The 16,213-nt window shown below is 61.9% G+C and carries 13 protein-coding genes; 4 read left to right on the forward strand and 9 right to left on the reverse strand.

Translation table 11 applies throughout. The features are described from left to right. Nucleotides 1-385 precede the first annotated feature (385 nt). The 6 genes from QT382_RS11345 to QT382_RS21080 all read right to left on the reverse strand — a co-directional run bounded on the left by QT382_RS11345 (nucleotide 386) and on the right by QT382_RS21080 (nucleotide 6,670). The gene (locus QT382_RS11345) at nucleotides 386-622 is read right to left on the reverse strand and encodes an MbcA/ParS/Xre antitoxin family protein (RefSeq protein ID WP_289254142.1); all 237 of its coding nucleotides are present in this window, start codon (nucleotides 620-622) and stop codon (nucleotides 386-388) included. A 24-nt stretch (nucleotides 623-646) separates the two neighbouring features. Next, on the reverse strand, nucleotides 647-1,402 hold the full coding sequence (locus QT382_RS11350; RefSeq protein ID WP_289254143.1) for a hypothetical protein: 756 nt from the start codon (nucleotides 1,400-1,402) through the stop codon (nucleotides 647-649). A gap of 323 nt (nucleotides 1,403-1,725) precedes the next feature. Beyond that, nucleotides 1,726-3,105 (reverse strand): P-loop NTPase family protein, encoded by a 1,380-nt coding sequence (locus QT382_RS11355; protein WP_289254144.1) that lies wholly within the window; start codon nucleotides 3,103-3,105, stop codon nucleotides 1,726-1,728. Then, entirely contained in the window at nucleotides 3,102-5,192 is a 2,091-nt protein-coding gene (locus QT382_RS11360) for a hypothetical protein (RefSeq protein WP_289254145.1), read from the reverse strand. The genes QT382_RS11355 and QT382_RS11360 overlap by 4 nt, the downstream gene beginning before the upstream one ends. Continuing rightward, on the reverse strand, nucleotides 5,189-6,166 hold the full coding sequence (locus QT382_RS11365; RefSeq protein WP_289254146.1) for a PDDEXK family nuclease: 978 nt from the start codon (nucleotides 6,164-6,166) through the stop codon (nucleotides 5,189-5,191). The genes QT382_RS11360 and QT382_RS11365 overlap by 4 nt, the downstream gene beginning before the upstream one ends. Before the next feature lie 225 nt (nucleotides 6,167-6,391). Then, on the reverse strand, nucleotides 6,392-6,670 hold the full coding sequence (locus QT382_RS21080; RefSeq protein WP_353957268.1) for a DNA-binding protein: 279 nt from the start codon (nucleotides 6,668-6,670) through the stop codon (nucleotides 6,392-6,394). 114 nt (nucleotides 6,671-6,784) lie between these two features. Between QT382_RS21080 and QT382_RS11370 the strand changes: the two genes are divergently transcribed. From QT382_RS11370 to QT382_RS11385, 4 genes are all read left to right on the forward strand, one after another. Further along, nucleotides 6,785-7,180, forward strand: a complete 396-nt coding sequence (locus tag QT382_RS11370; RefSeq protein WP_289254147.1) for a helix-turn-helix domain-containing protein — start codon at nucleotides 6,785-6,787, stop codon at nucleotides 7,178-7,180. 3 nt (nucleotides 7,181-7,183) lie between these two features. Beyond that, nucleotides 7,184-7,804 carry a hypothetical protein gene (locus tag QT382_RS11375; protein WP_289254148.1) on the forward strand — a complete coding sequence of 207 codons (621 nt, stop codon included), beginning with the start codon at nucleotides 7,184-7,186 and terminating at the stop codon, nucleotides 7,802-7,804. A 21-nt stretch (nucleotides 7,805-7,825) separates the two neighbouring features. After that, the gene (locus QT382_RS11380) at nucleotides 7,826-9,532 is read left to right on the forward strand and encodes a TnsD family Tn7-like transposition protein (RefSeq protein WP_289254149.1); all 1,707 of its coding nucleotides are present in this window, start codon (nucleotides 7,826-7,828) and stop codon (nucleotides 9,530-9,532) included. A 70-nt stretch (nucleotides 9,533-9,602) separates the two neighbouring features. After that, nucleotides 9,603-10,712, forward strand: a complete 1,110-nt coding sequence (locus QT382_RS11385) for a GSU2403 family nucleotidyltransferase fold protein (RefSeq protein WP_289254150.1) — start codon at nucleotides 9,603-9,605, stop codon at nucleotides 10,710-10,712. A gap of 149 nt (nucleotides 10,713-10,861) precedes the next feature. On the opposite strand, the gene QT382_RS11390 is transcribed toward QT382_RS11385, so the two are convergent. The 3 genes from QT382_RS11390 to QT382_RS11400 are packed head-to-tail and all read right to left on the reverse strand — an operon-like array spanning nucleotide 10,862 to nucleotide 16,148. Further along, nucleotides 10,862-11,611, reverse strand: coding sequence for a M48 family metallopeptidase (locus tag QT382_RS11390; RefSeq protein WP_289254151.1), 750 nt, complete (start codon nucleotides 11,609-11,611; stop codon nucleotides 10,862-10,864). Nucleotides 11,612-11,613: 2 nt separating this feature from the next. Then, nucleotides 11,614-14,922 (reverse strand): type I restriction endonuclease subunit R, encoded by a 3,309-nt coding sequence (locus QT382_RS11395; RefSeq protein WP_289254152.1) that lies wholly within the window; start codon nucleotides 14,920-14,922, stop codon nucleotides 11,614-11,616. After that, a complete protein-coding gene (locus tag QT382_RS11400; RefSeq protein ID WP_289254153.1) occupies nucleotides 14,919-16,148 on the reverse strand; it encodes a restriction endonuclease subunit S in 1,230 nt (409 codons plus the stop codon). The genes QT382_RS11395 and QT382_RS11400 overlap by 4 nt, the downstream gene beginning before the upstream one ends. Nucleotides 16,149-16,213 lie beyond the last annotated feature (65 nt).

The raw sequence follows: 16,213 nt of genomic DNA on the forward strand, positions 1-16,213 counted from the left end.
ACGAAGTTTGGCTGCACTTGACCCACTCCTGAGTCGGTGGGTCCGCGACCTATGGCATCCGCCGGGCGCGATGAAACTGGATCGCTTCAATCGTCATTGCCTTCACAAGGGCGCAGATCCATGCTCAGACCGGTCCCCGGCATGTGAACTCGCGGCCATTGAGGTGCACGAGTTAGCCGAGCGGATCCTGCGTGATCCGGCCGGCCTTGGCAAGCTCCCTCCAACTGCAAATGCCAGTGAAGATCAGGGCGCTGAGGAGCCGTAGCGTTACCCTGTGCTGGCCAATGCCTACAACTATCAATCAGAAGGGATGTGATGTTTGAGCATGCCGTCCGGCGCGCGTTGAACTGCCGGCCGTGGCTTGCATTGGCGACGCCGGCAGCCTTTAGCCCGGCAGCCCGCCACGCATCCGTTCCAGCAGGGCTCGCACTCGGCGCCGCCCAGATGCGCTGCGAAGAGCGCGTTCTGGCGCCAAGCCACCAAGTTCTTGCAATGGCTCCTTGATCCAGAGGCCGACCCAGGCATCCACGTCGAAACGGGTCAACTCCTCCGCGTCGCCGCTCTGCTCGAGCAGGTGCCGCAGGTATGCCACGAGCTCAGCCCGGGCGTCAGTCGCTTTCATCTTGCTTGATTCTCCGCACTCTGATCAAACGGGTGTGCTGAGATCACGCAGCGCGCTCTTTGCCGACGGGTACAGCACGGCGAGGGCCAAGCTGAGGTGCGGCGAAAGGGCTTGATACTTGTCGGAGATCACCCCGTCGACCGCCCCGATGTAACGACCGCGAACTTTCTTGCGAAAGCTCGGGAATCTGTCAGTCAAGAAGCTGGACGGGAATGTCTTGCAAATCTCGTCCGACAACAGTTCGCCGCTGGATTTTTGCGTCAGGCGGAGGGCACGTCGCTTGGCGCGTTGTCTCAGTCGCGCCCACACCCGATGGCGCGGCCACCTGACGCCAGCATGCAACAGCGCTTCTGAGATCGAGTCCAGTCGCTGCACAGCCTCTGATTCCTGCCATTCAGCCTGAGCCGCAACGGGCACCCACCTGCCAGACTCGAGAATCACAGCCGGATCTTCTGCATGGGCGCCGCTATTGAGTGCACGCGACAACGGGATGTCGTGCACCGCGCATCTGAATCGATACGGCAGGTGATCTAGTCTTCGCCACACCGCAAAGGAGCGCTGCTCTAGCTGATCTTCAACGCAGCGGCGACAGAACACCGCCTGCTTCATGGGCGCGGCGAGCAGGCTACCGTGGAACGACTCGGGCCAGCCATAAGCGTGGATGCACTCGGGCTGGTTTACGCTGTCAACGCACTCGCTGAACGGAAGCATCGAGTGCCTGGCGACATAGTCGTGCGCATCGATCTCGCATCCATGCGCTATCGCGCTGGGCCAGCTCATGGCAACGCCGAGGCGAGCCGACACACTCCTCTGGATGGAAATGGTTGTGTGTTCTAGGGAGCCGGATATTCCGCACCACTTTCGGACCCGACCGAGATGACCTAGCGCGAGCTCACCCTCTGAATCGAGCGGTCGTGGAAGGGTCATGGATGCGCTAGGCAGCTTCGCTGAAGTACTGATGTGCGCGGATAGGTTGTTGAACGAGTAGTCCATATGCCTGCTCAAGCTCCGTTTCCTTATTACTGAAATTCAGGGCAATGCCAACCATCCCCTGCGGTACTGCGCGAAGGCAGGGGCCGGCTTGTCGCCGCTTCGGCAATGAACTAGGGCTTCGCACCTGATTTATTGGGTCGACTGGCCATGAAATCCTGTCCCGCTTCGAGCAGGCTGTCCAGCGTCCGCCGCTGCCTCTTCGGACGCTCGAGTTGCACGACCTTCCCGGAAGGTGCGGGCGGCTCCACGGCCTTCTCAATCGCCTCGACCGCACGGCGCTCCTGCGCATTCATCGAGGCGCGGATTGCGGCGTTCGAGACCGTCCCCTGCCGTGCTTCGCGAAGCTTGGCGGCGTACACCTCCGTCTTGCTCCGGATCTCGGGCCCGTCGAATGGGCACTGCAAGTCCTGACGCAGATCTCCGGACTGCCCTGCGCAAGCGATGAGGCGGTTGACGTCTGCTCGGGCAACGGAGTACTTGTCTGATTCAAAGGCCTTGATCACGTGATCCCACAGCATCACGCTGACGCCGTCTGAACGAGCTTTTCGATAGGCCAACACCAACAGCGAGCGCAGCTTGCGCTTCAGGCCAGCGCAGTAGTTCCACAGGTCGACGGGATGGTCCATCAGCTTGAACCCAGCCGTAGGTCCAAGGACCACCTGGTATTCCTCGAGCAGACGCTGCCAATCCACCGACTGCGGCGCATCAGGCAGTAGGACGACCGGGTCCGCGAGCAGCCGCTGCTGTGCCTCAGCGGGTCGACGGTTACGCAGCTTCCAGATCAGCGAATAGTTGCAGATGACGAACCACGGAACCTGCAACTCCGAGAGCCCCAGCAGGACCTTGGTGACCAGCGTGGAGGCGCCTTCGGACTGGGCTATGAACTGTGTCTCGTCCACACCGAACAAGCACGTGCCGCAAATCCGGAGCCACTTCGAGCATTGAGCGGGCATCTCCGCTTGGCTGACCTTGACTTGCCCGGCCGCAATCTCCGGGCTGGCCAGCCTGCGTAGGACGCCCGTCATGCTCGACTGCTGTTTGACGACGCACTCGGCGAACGCGACATGTGGAACGGGTGGATGCGTCTCGTCGATGCGGATCATTTCCTGTTCGACCAGCGTCCTCTTGAGAGCGGTCCGCATCGCCGACTTCCCGGCCCCAGCTGGCCCCGTGATGACCGTCGGCACGACACCATCATCCGCCGCCAAGCCGTGGTACGTAGCCTTCAGCGCGGCGTGTGGATCCTTGTAGACCGCCTTGGCATGCGCCAGCGCCCGCTGGATCTGACTCCTGATGATCGCTTCTCCCTGTTCGGTGACAAGGACGACCGCCTTGAGCGCCATATCCATGGCGAAACAGGCTCCTTCAATGTCCAGTGCGGTGAGATCTCCCAGCGCACTTCCGCGGGTCTCCCCGCGCTCCTTGATCACGCCCGGCTGAAGCGCGTCTTCATACGGCCTGGTCCACGTCGAAGCGTCGGCGCATCTCATGCGGCCCTCCGTCCCGCTGCGATCTCCTTCGCCTCCTTGGCCTCCTGACGGGCGGCGGCGCCCCCGCGCTTGGGTCGGCCAGGCGTGCGCGTGCCGGAGTTCAGCGACATACCGGTCTGCGCCTGGAAGTCCTCGGCGATGTGGGCGTGGGCCGCGCGTCGATGGTCGTCATGGGCCGCGATGCGCGCCGCCATGTGCTGGTGATATTCCAACGCCTCGGCCAGCGACATGTCTTGCACCAGCCGGGACACCGCGATGGGGTACCTCACATCGAGCTGGATCAGGCGATGATTCCATTCAAACCAAACATGCCGAATGCAGCAGGTCAGCACGTAGACCTTAACGTCCGTCTCCTGCTTCTCCGCCACGGAACCCAGCGCCTCCTGAAAGGGCTCTGCCTTCGAGTGGTACTTGCGGCCCGCGACCATCAGGCCGCCGAGGTTCAGCACCGCCGGGACGAGTTCGAGATATGCGCGCACGGCATCCTCAAAGGCGACCAGCACCGCATCGTTACGTCCCACCGAATCTAGCGCCTCCCAAATGCCATTCGGGCTCAGCCTGGGCACCTTGTGTTCGAGCTCTGGATCGACCCGACTCGCGACGTTGGTGGTCTCGTTGAACTCGATGAGCTTGCCCAGTTCGCGGCGGGCCAGCTCGATCACTGTCTCCCCGGACCTTCGGAAGGAAGGTGCTTCGTCATTGGAGGGGGTCTTTGGATTCGAGGTCTCCACGATGGCCTTGGCCTGCCCGCTGTACGACTGCGTCCCCTCGCGGATCACCGGCCGCAGAGCGGGATCACGCGACTGCGCCGTGGACGTCGCGCCAGGCCCTCTGTCAGTAATGTCGTGGGGCGACAGCCCCTTGCTAGTGTCCTTGATCCTGAGGCCCAGCAGGAGTGCAAATGCCTCAAGCCCAATGGCCATGCAGAACTTGGCCATCCGATAAGCGGCCCCTGTCTCTCTGCCTTGGCTGAAGCCGATCCCGACCTTCTTGCCGGAAGTGGTGTCCCGGCACACGACGACGGCCAGCGGCGGCAGATCACTGCCCTCGATGTAGCCACGTGGAAGATCGAGCACAAAGTACGCATCTGCCTCGACGCGCTGCAGGAGGTTCCAGGCGGATTCGGTGAACGTGCCGAGGAACGGCTTGATCTTCGAGCGTGCGCGGTTGCCGCCGAGACGCGTCGCCTGCACCAGATGCGGCCGAAAGTGCTTGTTGACGTGATAGAAGTAGGCACCCTTCTGCGGGAAGGGCTCGCCGCGAGGGTGGAAATACTGGAGCGCCCGCTCGTGCCCCTTTGTGACCCACCGCGTCTTGCAGCCGAAGTCGTCCTTCAGAGCGTCACCGTAGATCACCTCGTCTGTAACGCCCACTCCTGCGTGACGCACATACGAGTTCTTGATCTTCTCGACCATCTCGGAGGTCACGTTGTAGCCGTGCTCGGCGCCCTTGCTGCCTGGAGCGCCTCGCTTGGCGTCATTGGCATGCTCGTCGCTTAGACGGTCCCAGTGACCGATCCGATGGGTCGGGTAATGCAGGGCGTTTCGGTTGCGACCGAAGGCGACGTACACGAAGAAGGTGAGTCGCAGCCGCGTCTCGTTCTGAGGCGGAACCTGGAGTCGAGCATGGCGATTGATGATCTTCTCGGGTTCGTCGCTGTCCAGGATCTCTTCGACGTCGTTGACCATCGCGTGGATGCTGAAAAGCTTCTCATCGATCCGATCCTGATGGGACCTCGCCGGCTCCTTACGCGCAGCGTCTATCGCGACAAGGTCCAGTCCGTCGAGCCCTTCTAGCCAAGGTGGCATCGGCTTTCTCTCGCCAGGCAGAACCTTTCCGGCCCAAATGGCATCCTCCCAGTCGCTGCGCGGCAGGCGCGTTAGCACGGGCAGCGGCAACTGCGCGACCGTCCGCTTCGGGATCTTTGCCGTGGCGTGGACCACCTGCTTCGGTGGCCGGATGACGAAGTCCACCAGCGTGACTTGCTCGGTCTTGGGACTGCTTCGAAGGAAATAGTAGACGACGCCGGCAGCGAGGTTCTTGAAGCCCTTTGGCGCGACGATGGGTGTTCCGGCAACGATGCTCATGCTTCCCTCCGGAACCAATGACCAAACACCTCCTTCACGTCCTGCTGTTCCGGGACCATGGACTTGTCAATAAAGATGTGGCTATCGAAGAGGTCGAGACGCACCCTTCTCTTGAAGATTCCCTGCATCAGGACAATCCTCTGGTCGTACATGGTGATGCGTTGATCGAGCCCGACGGCCCCCATCACTTCCAGCGGCGAAGCGCCAACCTCGAGGCCCTCGTTGAAAGCGTCGAGCACGGCCCGCTCCTGCTCTGACGTCAGCGCGTGGCGGTGCTTTTGCCACCGCAGCAACTCCAGGAGGTTGGCGACGAGGATCGGCGGGATCTCCTCTGTGGCGACTTCGATGGTGCGGATCTCAATATCCGCGTAAAGCTGCTTTTCCACCTCGTGCCGCGCCGTGTTGCGCGCCGTGGCCTGCGACAACTTGGTCTTGACCGTTACACCGTAGCTCGGCACGGTGAACGCAGCGCGGGTCGCCTTGATGTTGAAGTTCCGACAGAAGGCCCCGTGCGCATCAACGAAGAAGCCAAGGTAGTCTCCAACCCAGCAGCCAGGAACATCACGACCGCCGTCATCGTCTTTCAGCGTGACGAAGGGATGGAACGAAAGATGATGCAGTTCGTCGGCAACTTTGAGTGTGCCGCGGAATCGTTTGAGCGGCAGGCCGATGGCCCGGGGATGTCCTTCAAGCGGATGCGCCGCTGGCGCGAACGGCAGCATGCGCTGCTCTTGCAGTTCAAAGAGGCCGCATTCGCAATACAAGAGAACCGACAGGAAGGCCCGCTCCGGCGTGGACAAAGTGTGTACCTCCCGTCCGAGCAACTCCGACCAGACCGTCGCAAAGCGCGATCCCGACGGAGCCTCCTCGCGACATGCCTTGAGCGACGGCTCGTAGCCTGCGCCGAACGCGGGCGGGTCCTGACGCCGAAGGATTTCAGTGAGCCTTGCTTCCGATAATTTCAGTTCTGCCATCGCTGTCTCCAGATGCCGGCCGTAGGCCGGCAGGACGAGGATGGGGACAGCACGACAGCGCGTCCGGCCCCACGGGGCCGGATTGACAGAAAGGGCGCTTTGTCAGAAAGTACAGGCAGGCGCTTACCAAAGTCTGCTCGCACATTCCAAACACGCCCCTGAACCTTTGGCGAGGTTCAGGGGCGTGGTGCTTTTGTCCCACGGATTCTTGGTTGTGGGTTCAATTCATGAGGCGCTCCTTGTGGCGTGAGCAGGGGCTGGCACGCGCGATGGTGCGCGGAGCGCACTTGCCAGAGGATGCTCCTCGCCTTCAGCGGGCGGCGAACGCAACCCCAGCGCGACGGCGGCTTGGTGCGCTTCACCCCAGTTGCCCTGAGACCTGCCCGCTAGCAGCGCCGCGACCACCGCCGGCTTGAAGCCATTGGCGCGTGCCCACTCACTGATCGTCACGCCGTGGCGCTGAAGCCAGGCACGCGCTTCGACGGGGGTCCGAAGGGTTGTCATGCTCAGATCGTCGCAGTCATGGCGCCATTTGTCAATTTAGCTGACATTATTCATGGATCTTGTCTTGCGTCGCTTTTTGTAGACAATGGTCGGATCTTCCAAGGATGCGCATACATGTTCGGATTTCGTCTCGCAGCCGAGCGCAAGCGATTGAAGCTCAAGCAACAGCAGCTCGCTGATTTGCTGAAGGTGAGCCGCAGCGCTGTCGGCATGATCGAAACAGACCAGTCGTCGCTGGGGGCGGAGCGCTTGCTTGAACTGGGAGCGCATGGATTCGATGTGCTAAAGGTGCTCACCGGTGAGCCGGGCGTCACGGCTGCTGGCCGGCTGCTCAACTGGGAGCTGTCCTTGGCCATCTCGGACCGAGTGGACGCCTGGGCTCGGTCCCGCGACATCACGCTGACGCCAGAAAAGAAGGCCATCATCGTGAAGCACCTGTACCTCAAGTTCGCGTCGCAAGAGCAAATCGATGAGGTCGCGCTCAGCGAGACCCTCTTCATGGCGGCCTGATCGATGCCGTCTGTGGAAAAGGAGGCCCTGGGTTCGATCGATGCGCTTCTGGACGAAGCGCTGTACGACGTGGTGGCATCACCTCCAGACACGCGCACCGAGGAAGCGGCCCGCCGCAGGCGCATCGTGGGCACCTCGCTGATGGCAATGGCCAGCGCCTGCATCGCTGCCCTGGGACTGCTGGCAGGACGCGTCGGACCGGCCGCCATCCTTCTGACGTGTGCGGCGGCCATCGCGCTGCTGGCCACTGGCGCCTCGCTGATCGACCGGGCAGGAAAAGATGAGCTGCGCCGGCACAGCGGCAACCAGGCAGACGCCGATCGCGGCGCGTTGGGCGAAGCGCTGGAAGTCATAACGCCGGCCGTCGCCCGTCGTCGCCGGCATTTCGGCATCAGCATGTTGGTGCTGGCGTGCTTCTGCATCTGCGTCTTTAGCGCTGGGCTGACCAGTGGAGGATCGTTCTTCACCCTTATGTGGGGCGGCTTCTCCATCCTCCTGGTCGGTGTGGGCGCCTGGCAGATCGAGAGATCTGTGAGAGAGGCCTTGCAGGCCCAGGCGATGCGCGACGCCGCGCTGCACCGTAAAGCGGCAAAGACCGGGATTCACATCCGGCGCGTTCGATAACGCGAACGTATGGGAGCTGTGGTGGCGACGCTGGACTCCTTTCAGCCCGGCTTGCCGCAACGCTGGCTACCCGACGAGACCCTTTTCAGCCTGTGCAGTCGATATCACGTGGCCAGCGGCAACAAGCTGCCTTCGACAACATGCCGTCAGCTCTTCGGGCATCCGAGGCAAGGCTGCGCCCACGACTTTCCCGCGCGACTCGACCACTTCCTTTCCGTCGCTGGCGACGCGCTGGGCACGGCGGCGAGCATCGTGGAGGAGCACACCCTGCTTCCTCTCTACCTGCGCTTCGCCAGCCCAGAGATGGTCGACGCGACCAGCAGCGCCGCGGCGCAGAGCTCATCCGGTCGGCTGAAATTCCAGCTCGGCTTGCTCACCAGTCGGTTCAGGGCCAACCACCCGCTGAAGGCGTGCCGTGCTTGCATGCAGGAGGACACCCTGCAGCACATCACGCCGTACTGGCATCGTGAGCACCAACTGCCAGGTGTCTGGATCTGCAGTCGCCACGGAGGCTGGTTGCAGTCTTCAGACCTCAAGGCGACTGGGATCAGCAGGTTCGGCTGGCTCTTGCCGACGCCGTCGCAGTTCTTGCCCGCACCATCCGCGCCGCCGCCACCCAGCGTCACACAACTCGCACGTATGGTTGCAGGCCTGGTGGCCAAGCCAGGTCTGCTGCTGTCCGCCCACCTGATAGGCCAAACATTTCGTGCTGCGTTGGGGAACCGAGGCCTGCTGGCGGGTGCTGCGCAGCGGCTTAGGCGCGTTGCCGCCGGCGAGGCATACGCAGAGTTCCTGAGACCGTTGCTCGACTTGGAGCAGATGGGGCAATTGCCCGCGTCTAGCGATGAGGCCTACGCCGAGATCGCCCGGCAAATCTCGGCCCGCTCGGCCAGTGTTCATCCGTTGAGGCGGTTGGCGCTCGCAGCCTGGTTGTTCGACGACCTCGAGGATCTACTGGCCCGCATGGAGACGACAAGCGGCTCGACCGGCACCGCCGCACCGGCGCCGGAGTCCACGGCGCAGCTGCAAGATGACCCGCGCCGCGCCCGCCTGGTAGATCTGATCAACTCTGGGAGCTCGACATCGGCGGCCGCCAAGGAGGTGGGCATCGACACGACCACGGGCATGGTGTGGGCCGCCGCCGCCGGCTTGGCCACTCCGCGGCGGCCGAAGTTGCTCAAGGGCGACTTGAGGGGCTGCCTCATCGCGCTGCTGCGCAAGGGCGTCGCCAAGGAAGAGGCTGCGGCTTACGGCGAGGTCTCGCTTCAGACGGTGACGACCCTTCTAAGGACCGAGGTGGGCCTGCATGAGACCTGGCGTCAGGCTGGCTTCGAGAACGCTAGGCATCGCAACCGCAATGTCTGGACGCAGACTACGGCAGCGAACCCTCTGTCTGGCGTGAAGGCCGCGCGCATGGCTGAGCCGGCAGCGTACGCCTGGCTCTATCGCAACGACCGCGACTGGTTGGCCGAAAACACCGCCAAGATGGCTCGGCCGATTCGCGTGCCGCAGGCCCGCGTGGACTGGGATTCGCGGGACCGGCAGTTCGCTCACCAAGTTCGCCAGGTCGCGCTGGAGATGTTCGAGATGCAAGGCGTTCGCCACCTCAGGCTGCCCCAGCTCTACCAGCGGATCCCGGAGCTGAAGGCCAAGATCCTCAGGCTGGATCGCATGCCACTCACGCGGGCGGCGATCTTCGCGGTGGTTGGACGAACCCTTGGCCGCTGACACCGCCAATTGAGGCGCGAAATCCAACACCCCATATGCCCGCCGCAGGTGCCGCAATTCATCCCTCAGCTTGGTCCGCAAGCAGCGCAGCCCTCAAAAACGGGAACTACCATACAAACGTAGCTTCCGTATGGTAACCACGCGGTCCTTCTCTGACCTCGCCCTTGGCGCGCAGACCTCGTACGCCGAGCTCTACGACATGGTCCAGGCTGTCGAGCAAGCCCGGTTCAATACGCTGCGCGGCTCGTTTCATCGGCGTCAGATCAAGGGCCGGACTTACATCTACTTCAATTTCAGAGACGCCGACGGCGGGGGACGGTCGGTCTATGTCGGCCCCGACTCTGAACGTGTTCAGAGCCTGATCAAAGATTACGAGCATGCTCAAGTCTCGGAGCGTATCGCTGCACTTTCGCGGCGCGCGCAGGCCTGCATGGCGCTGGGCTGTAGCAGCTTGCCGGAAAGGCACTTTCGGATCCTACAAAAGCTGGCCAGCTACGGACTCTTCCGATCAGGCGCCGTACTGATTGGCGCGCATGCCTTCGTAGCGCTAGGCAACATGCTCGGGATCAGCTGGAAAGCGTTCAACGAAGCGAACAGCGCCCTTTGCTGGCGAGCGGTTCAAGACGTCTGCGTCGCGCTTCCAAGCGATTTGGATCTTCCAGCAAGAGAAACGTTGGTGTCGCTGGAGACAGGCAATCTCCCGATCCGGGAGCTGTCGACTCGTGCCAGAGCGCAGGCTAGCGCGCGTGGGGAGCCCGGCTTGCGCATCAAGATGCTTGCGCCTATTGCCGTAGCCCATCACATGCCCCACTTGCAAGGCCTGCGGCCCTCTCTTGCCCCGATGAACTACATGGAGTTCCTGCTTGAACGCAAGACACGCGGAGTCGTCTTTGCGAAGACCGGTGCCTTCGCGGTCAACCTCCCTGATCCGGCGCGCTTCGCAGTTCACAAAATCATCGGCCTCGGCGAGAAGTCGGCGGCCCCGCGAGAAGCCGAAGCCCTGGATTTAGAACAAGCCGCGTCGTTGATCGAATGGCATTCTCAACAAGGTCGACTAAAGCACCTTCAGGATGCTTGGCGCGAAGCCTCGTCTCTGGGCGCGGACTGGCGGCGACTGGCAAACGCAGGCCGTCAGGCGCTGGAGTTCCATCGCCCTATCCAGGCAGCCGCGCTCAGCTGAATCGCAGGACATGCATACCTTCCCGTGATGGATGGCGAATCCCGCTTGGAACCGCAACGCGGCCCGGTTGCGGCCACTGCTGTTCGCAACAACCATTGGCTTTTCTAGGTCGCCTGTGCGAGCGGCTCACCTAAGCTGACTAAAAGGTACTACCTGCGGAGAAAGACCTCTGCCTGATTATCCAGACGGACCTTGATCCGCTCCCACTCGGGACAATGCCGCGTCAAGGCTCGGTAGAAGGCACTGCCGTGGTTGTGATGCTTCAGGTGGCAAAGCTCGTGAAGCAACACGTAGTCGATGGCCTCGCGCGGTGCAGCCACCAGCCAAGGGTTGAGGGTCAATCGGCCCGATGGAGAGCAGCTACCCCATTGACGGGTCATGAACTGCAAGCGAAACGGCGGCAGCTGGCGAACCCATCTCAATGGCTCCGCAACGACTTTCAGGCGCGCTGCGAAGACCTCGCGAGCCCGCTCGCGATACCAGGCGTCGATAGACGCGCGGATCTGATCGACGTCGTGGCCAGGCACATTCACCACCACAAACGCCCCACGCAACTTTGCCTCGGCAGCGCTCGCCGGTTCAACCACAACCTTGAGCCGATACCGCTTGCCAAGGTAGTGGATGGACTCTCCACTCACATACTGGCGCGGCAGCACATGCGCCATCCGTGCCTTGGCAGCAGCGACATGCTGACTGATCCAGCGCGAGCGCTTGCGCACCGCCGCCAGCACGTCGGCCAGCGAGGTTGACGGTGGCGCGTCGACCTGCACGCATCCATTCGGCTCAACGTGGATGGCAACCCGCGAAACCACGCGTGTGGTTTGCCGCCGCAACGTGAAAGCAATCTGCTCATCACCGTACGCCACTCGGTGCTGACCATCAAAACCCAACGTCTCCATGGTCACGCCTTGCTGAGGCCGATGCGAGTGATCTGGATGACTTGTTCCACCACTTGCTTTGCGTTGTCCAGCCCCAAGCTGCCGAAGAGAAGTGGCAGCAGCCCCTTGCGGATCGCCGCTTCGATGTTCTGGGGGTTGAGCGAGTTTTCGGCGACTGAGTCCTTGACCACGGTGTCGATGGCCAGAGACTGCTGGACCAAGCGCTCGAGGGTCTGGGACTCCAGAGCGGCGAAGCTGTCTTCACCCAGCACCAAGCGGATGGCACCAAAGTAGGCCTTGGCGTGTGGGTTGGTTGCCAGTTCGTCGGGTGTGCCAGGCGTCGCCCGCGACGCCACTTGTTCCTCGAACGACTTGAACAAGGCGTACTGCTTCAACGGGTGATCGAACATCGCCTCGGCCTCGGCGATCGCCTGGCGTAGCAACTCACCAAACACCTTCTGCGCGTACGGATCCTCAGCCAGTTCTTGCTCGATGGTCTTCCGCAGCCGCGTCCGGATCATGTCCGTCTCGTTGCGGGTTTTCTCTTCCGACCAATCCTCCGGCTTCTCCTGGCCCAACTGGTGGACCAGATACACACCTTCAGGCTCTCGCACCTCCGTGCCGATGACCTGCTTGTCGACCAGCTTGCGGATCTGATCTTCGTAGACGCTGTAATCCACCGTCTCCATGGCATCTCGGCGAGCCGTTTGGCGCAATTCGGTGAAGAAGCGCAGATCACTTTTGTATCGAGTGATCAGTTCCTCCGAGAAGCTCTTGTCCTCGAAGAAGCTCCGCGAAGACAGTGCCGTCTGAAGGCACAGGCCAAAGGCTGTGAGCGCGTCATAGAAGTCGTCGCGAAGCTTTTGACGCTCGTCGTACTCGGTGCCATCGGCGTCCTTCACGAAGCGAGGGGCGAGCAACTGTCGGTACTGCTCGCGGTCTAGCTTGTTGGTGACCGACTTGAAGAAGGCCCACAGCTGCTCATGAAGCGCCGGCAGGCGCTTGTACTCGGTGCTGAACTGGTGGTACAGCCCTTCGAGGTCCTGAACATCGAACCCGCTTTGCGTCCGCGACTCCAAGTCTTGATAGGCGCGAATGGCAGTGTCCAACTCCTTCAGGATGCCGCGGTAGTCCACCAGCACGCCGTAGCGCTTGGCGTCGTGCAAGCGGTTCACCCGCGCTACCGCCTGGATTAGGTTGTGGCCCTTCAGCGGCTTGTCGATGTACAGCACCGTGTTGCGGGGTTCATCGAAGCCCGTGAGCAGCTTGTCCACGACGATGAGCAGATCCGGCGCCCCGTCAGTGCCAAAGTCGCCGATCACCTGCTTCTCGTAAGCTTCAGCGTCATTGCCACAAGTCGCCATGGCCTGCTTCCACCACTTCTGGACCTCGGGCAGGGTGTCCTCATCGACTTCCGAGTTGCCTTCACGGGTGTCGGGTGCCGAGATCACGATCGCGCTCGTCACCAGGCCAGTCTCGTCCAACGCCTTCTTGTAGCGGATCGCATCCAGCTTGCTGTCGGTTGCGACTTGGCCCTTCAGACCCAGGCCCAGCTTCTTGATGTTCTCGTTGAAGTGAGTCGCGATGTCCCAGGCGATCAGCTCGATGCGGTTGGCGGCACCATAGATCGCGCCCTTTTTTGCGAACTTGCGCTTCAGGTCACTGCGCTGGGCGTCGCTGAGGTTGCTGGTGATCTTGTCGAACCAGCGGTTGACGGCCTCTTCGTTGATGTCCAGTTCCGGCACGCGCTCTTCGTAGAGAAGTGGTGCCACGGTTTCGTCCTCCACCGCGCGTTGCATGGTGTAGGCGTGCACGATGGGGCCGAACTTGTTGGAGGTCTTCTCGTCTTTAAGCAGCGGTGTGCCGGTGAAGGCGATGTAAGCCGCCTTGGGCAGTGCCTTCTTCATCCGCTCATGGGTTTCGCCGCCATGGCTCCGGTGTCCTTCGTCGACCAGCACGATCATGTCCGCAGAGTCATTGCGGCACTCGGGCAACTTGGACGCCGTGTTGAACTTGTGGACGAGCGTGAAGGTGATCCGCTCGGTCCCCTTCCCGATGCGCTGGGCCAGGTCACGACCGGACAGGGTGCGGCTGCGCTCGCCATCCTTTTGCGTGGCGATGCTCGACCCGAAGGCCCCGCCCGTCATGAAATTGCGCGAGAGCTGGGTTTCAAGATCCACGCGATCGGTGACCACCACGATGCGGCATTCCTTGAGGCTTTCGACCAGCAGCAGGGCCTTGGTCAAGAACACCATGGTGAAGCTCTTGCCGGAGCCCGTGGTGTGCCAGACAACACCACCCTCGCGACCACCGCCCTGCGATTCAGGCTTCTTCTGGCTGATGCGCGACAGCAGTGCGCGGATACCGAAGAACTGCTGATAGCGAGCGACGATCTTGCCGACCTTGCGGTCGAAGAGCACGTAGCCGCGCAGGAACTCCAACAGGCGGGACGGCGTCAGCAAACTCACCAGCAAGCGATCTTGCTCAGTGGCCTGCATCGGCGCGCTCCAGAGCGTGTCGAAGTAGGTGGCGAGCGATGCAGGCTTGCCTTCAAACAACGCGGCACGGACGTCCGGACGCAATGGCGCGTTCTTGACGGCCTGCAGGTGCGCGTCGTCGAACTCTTCTTCTCGCCATTTGGCCCAGAACTTGGCAGCAGTGTGCGTGGTGCCGTAGCGCCCCTCCGTCTGGCTGATGGACAGCAGCAGTTGGGCGTACGCGAAGAGGTTGGGGATCTCGTCTGGGCGTTGGTTGCGCAGATGCTGGCTGATGCCTTCCTGCACCATGGCCTTCGAAGGATGACTGCCACCGCCCGACTCCGGGCGCTTGGCCTCGATCACCACCAGCGGGATGCCGTTCACGTAGGCCACAACGTCTGGCGTTCGGTGGTGCGTGCCTTGCGCAGACAACACCTCCAGCTCCTCGGTCACGTCCCAGCGGTTCGAAGAAGGATCGCTCCAGTCGATCACCGGAATGGTGGGCTGATGCTTCTTGCCATCCGGCATGAACTCCGTGACCGTGATGCCCAAGGCCAGCTTGCCGTACAGGCGCTCATTGGCCGGCATGAGCCCTTCGGCCAAGCTGAGCGCCGACAACTCCCGCACGATCTGTTCGATGCCACTGGGCGACAGCGGATACCACTCGCCCTTGTATTCGTAGCGGCGGGTCTGCAGCACCTCGACCAGCCGCCCCTTGAGCAACACTTCGCGCGTGCTGCCGCGCAGGCTCAGCGCCTGTGTCGTCGTCTGGAAGTTCCAGCCCAGATTGCACAGCAGGTGCAGCGCTGGCAGGTGAGCGCTGTACTGCTCGCGGGAATTGGGGGTGGCGCTCATGCCTGGGCCTCCAACTCAACTTCGGAAAACTTGACGCGGCGCTTACCGGTCAGAAGTTGCGACATCAGGACCGTCTTTTCCTGTCGCAAGGCTCGGACTTGGGCTTCAAGCAAGGCTTCCTCTGCGCGTGCGACATTGATGACCTCGGCAATGCGACGTTGCTCTGGCGCACTGGGAATATGCAGCTGCAGCTTGAAGAAGTCCGTCACGCCTACGTTCAGGAGACCGTGGTTGCGTGCGCCTTCCTGCGCGATGCCTTCAATCTCCTGGTTCAGGAGTCCTGCTTCAAAGTAGTGGCGGAAGAAGTCGAAGTCTGCGTCTACGTCCTCGCGCAAGCGGAAGCAAAGGTACAGGCTCGACACGACGCCAGCTTCATACGCCAGGAGCGGCTTGATCGCTCCCATCGGGTACCCGGCGGAGTAGCTTTTGTTATAGGCGAAATCATGCCGATGCAGCAGCGTGTACCCGCTGAGGTTGGCACTGGCAACCGACTTGTTGAAGTAGTCGCGTTGACTGATGAGGCCGTGCTCCGCGGAGATCGTCAGCACATTCGTGTTCTGCTCGGTATTCTTCCTGGTGACTCGCTCGAAGATGGCCTCGAGCTCGGCGTGGCGCCATTTGTCGGACAGGCCAGGGAAGCGTCGGTGCCCAGCCAGCAACGATGACATCAAGACTCGCGAGCATCGCCTGCTATTGACCAGCAGGTGCTGGGCCGTAGCGATGGCTTGATCCCAAGCGGACAGAATCTCGCCAATCTGCTTCTGCTCCCTGGCAGGGGGGGTTGCGATCCGAAGTGGCTTCAACACATCAAGGTTGATGTTCTTCTGAGCGTTCTGACCTGCCTGGGAATCGAGATCACCTCTCATCTCGTCAAGTGCGTACTTGAGCCAGAGCAGGTCTGTTGCCGGTGACAGGGGACGAATTCCAACCACACTGTCAGGGCACGCAGTTGGCACCCGCGTTATCGCAGTAGCACCGATGTTTGCAGCAATCGTTAGCAGGATGGTTCCGGTTTCGAAGACCTTGCTTACGGTGAGCCCCAACGCATTCAAAGTTTGGCTGTGCGTTCCGAGGTAAAGCTGCGCGCCCGCAACATCTCCTGTTTGAACGAAGGGCGTGTCACCGCCAAAGTACTTGGGGTCGTTGCGAGGTCGCGCAGAGAACTTGCCTCGCTCAACGGTTGCTATCGCATCAAGACGTTCGAGAGTCCAGCCGTCAGGAAGCATCTCGCCCCCATGTCATTTCACAAAGAACTTTGATAGATCCAACAGGCTCGCTGGGATTCGCCTGC

Origin of the sequence: Pelomonas sp. SE-A7, assembly GCF_030345705.1 — a bacterium.
In the GTDB taxonomy this organism is placed as follows: Bacteria; Pseudomonadota; Gammaproteobacteria; order Burkholderiales; family Burkholderiaceae_C; genus JAUASW01.

Bases quoted from the DNA above. Each gene is read 5' to 3' on its own strand.
- QT382_RS11375 (WP_289254148.1), top strand. From the start codon at position 7,184: ATGCCGTCTGTGGAAAAGGAGGCCCTGGGTTCGATCGATGCGCTTCTG.
- QT382_RS11360 (WP_289254145.1), bottom strand. From the start codon at position 5,192: ATGAGCATCGTTGCCGGAACACCCATCGTCGCGCCAAAGGGCTTCAAG.
- QT382_RS21080 (WP_353957268.1), bottom strand. From the start codon at position 6,670: ATGACAACCCTTCGGACCCCCGTCGAAGCGCGTGCCTGGCTTCAGCGC.
- QT382_RS11390 (WP_289254151.1), bottom strand. From the start codon at position 11,611: ATGGAGACGTTGGGTTTTGATGGTCAGCACCGAGTGGCGTACGGTGAT.
- QT382_RS11355 (WP_289254144.1), bottom strand. From the start codon at position 3,105: ATGAGATGCGCCGACGCTTCGACGTGGACCAGGCCGTATGAAGACGCG.
- QT382_RS11370 (WP_289254147.1), top strand. From the start codon at position 6,785: ATGTTCGGATTTCGTCTCGCAGCCGAGCGCAAGCGATTGAAGCTCAAG.
- QT382_RS11365 (WP_289254146.1), bottom strand. From the start codon at position 6,166: ATGGCAGAACTGAAATTATCGGAAGCAAGGCTCACTGAAATCCTTCGG.
- QT382_RS11400 (WP_289254153.1), bottom strand. From the start codon at position 16,148: ATGCTTCCTGACGGCTGGACTCTCGAACGTCTTGATGCGATAGCAACC.
- QT382_RS11395 (WP_289254152.1), bottom strand. From the start codon at position 14,922: ATGAGCGCCACCCCCAATTCCCGCGAGCAGTACAGCGCTCACCTGCCA.
- QT382_RS11345 (WP_289254142.1), bottom strand. From the start codon at position 622: ATGAAAGCGACTGACGCCCGGGCTGAGCTCGTGGCATACCTGCGGCAC.
- QT382_RS11350 (WP_289254143.1), bottom strand. From the start codon at position 1,402: ATGAGCTGGCCCAGCGCGATAGCGCATGGATGCGAGATCGATGCGCAC.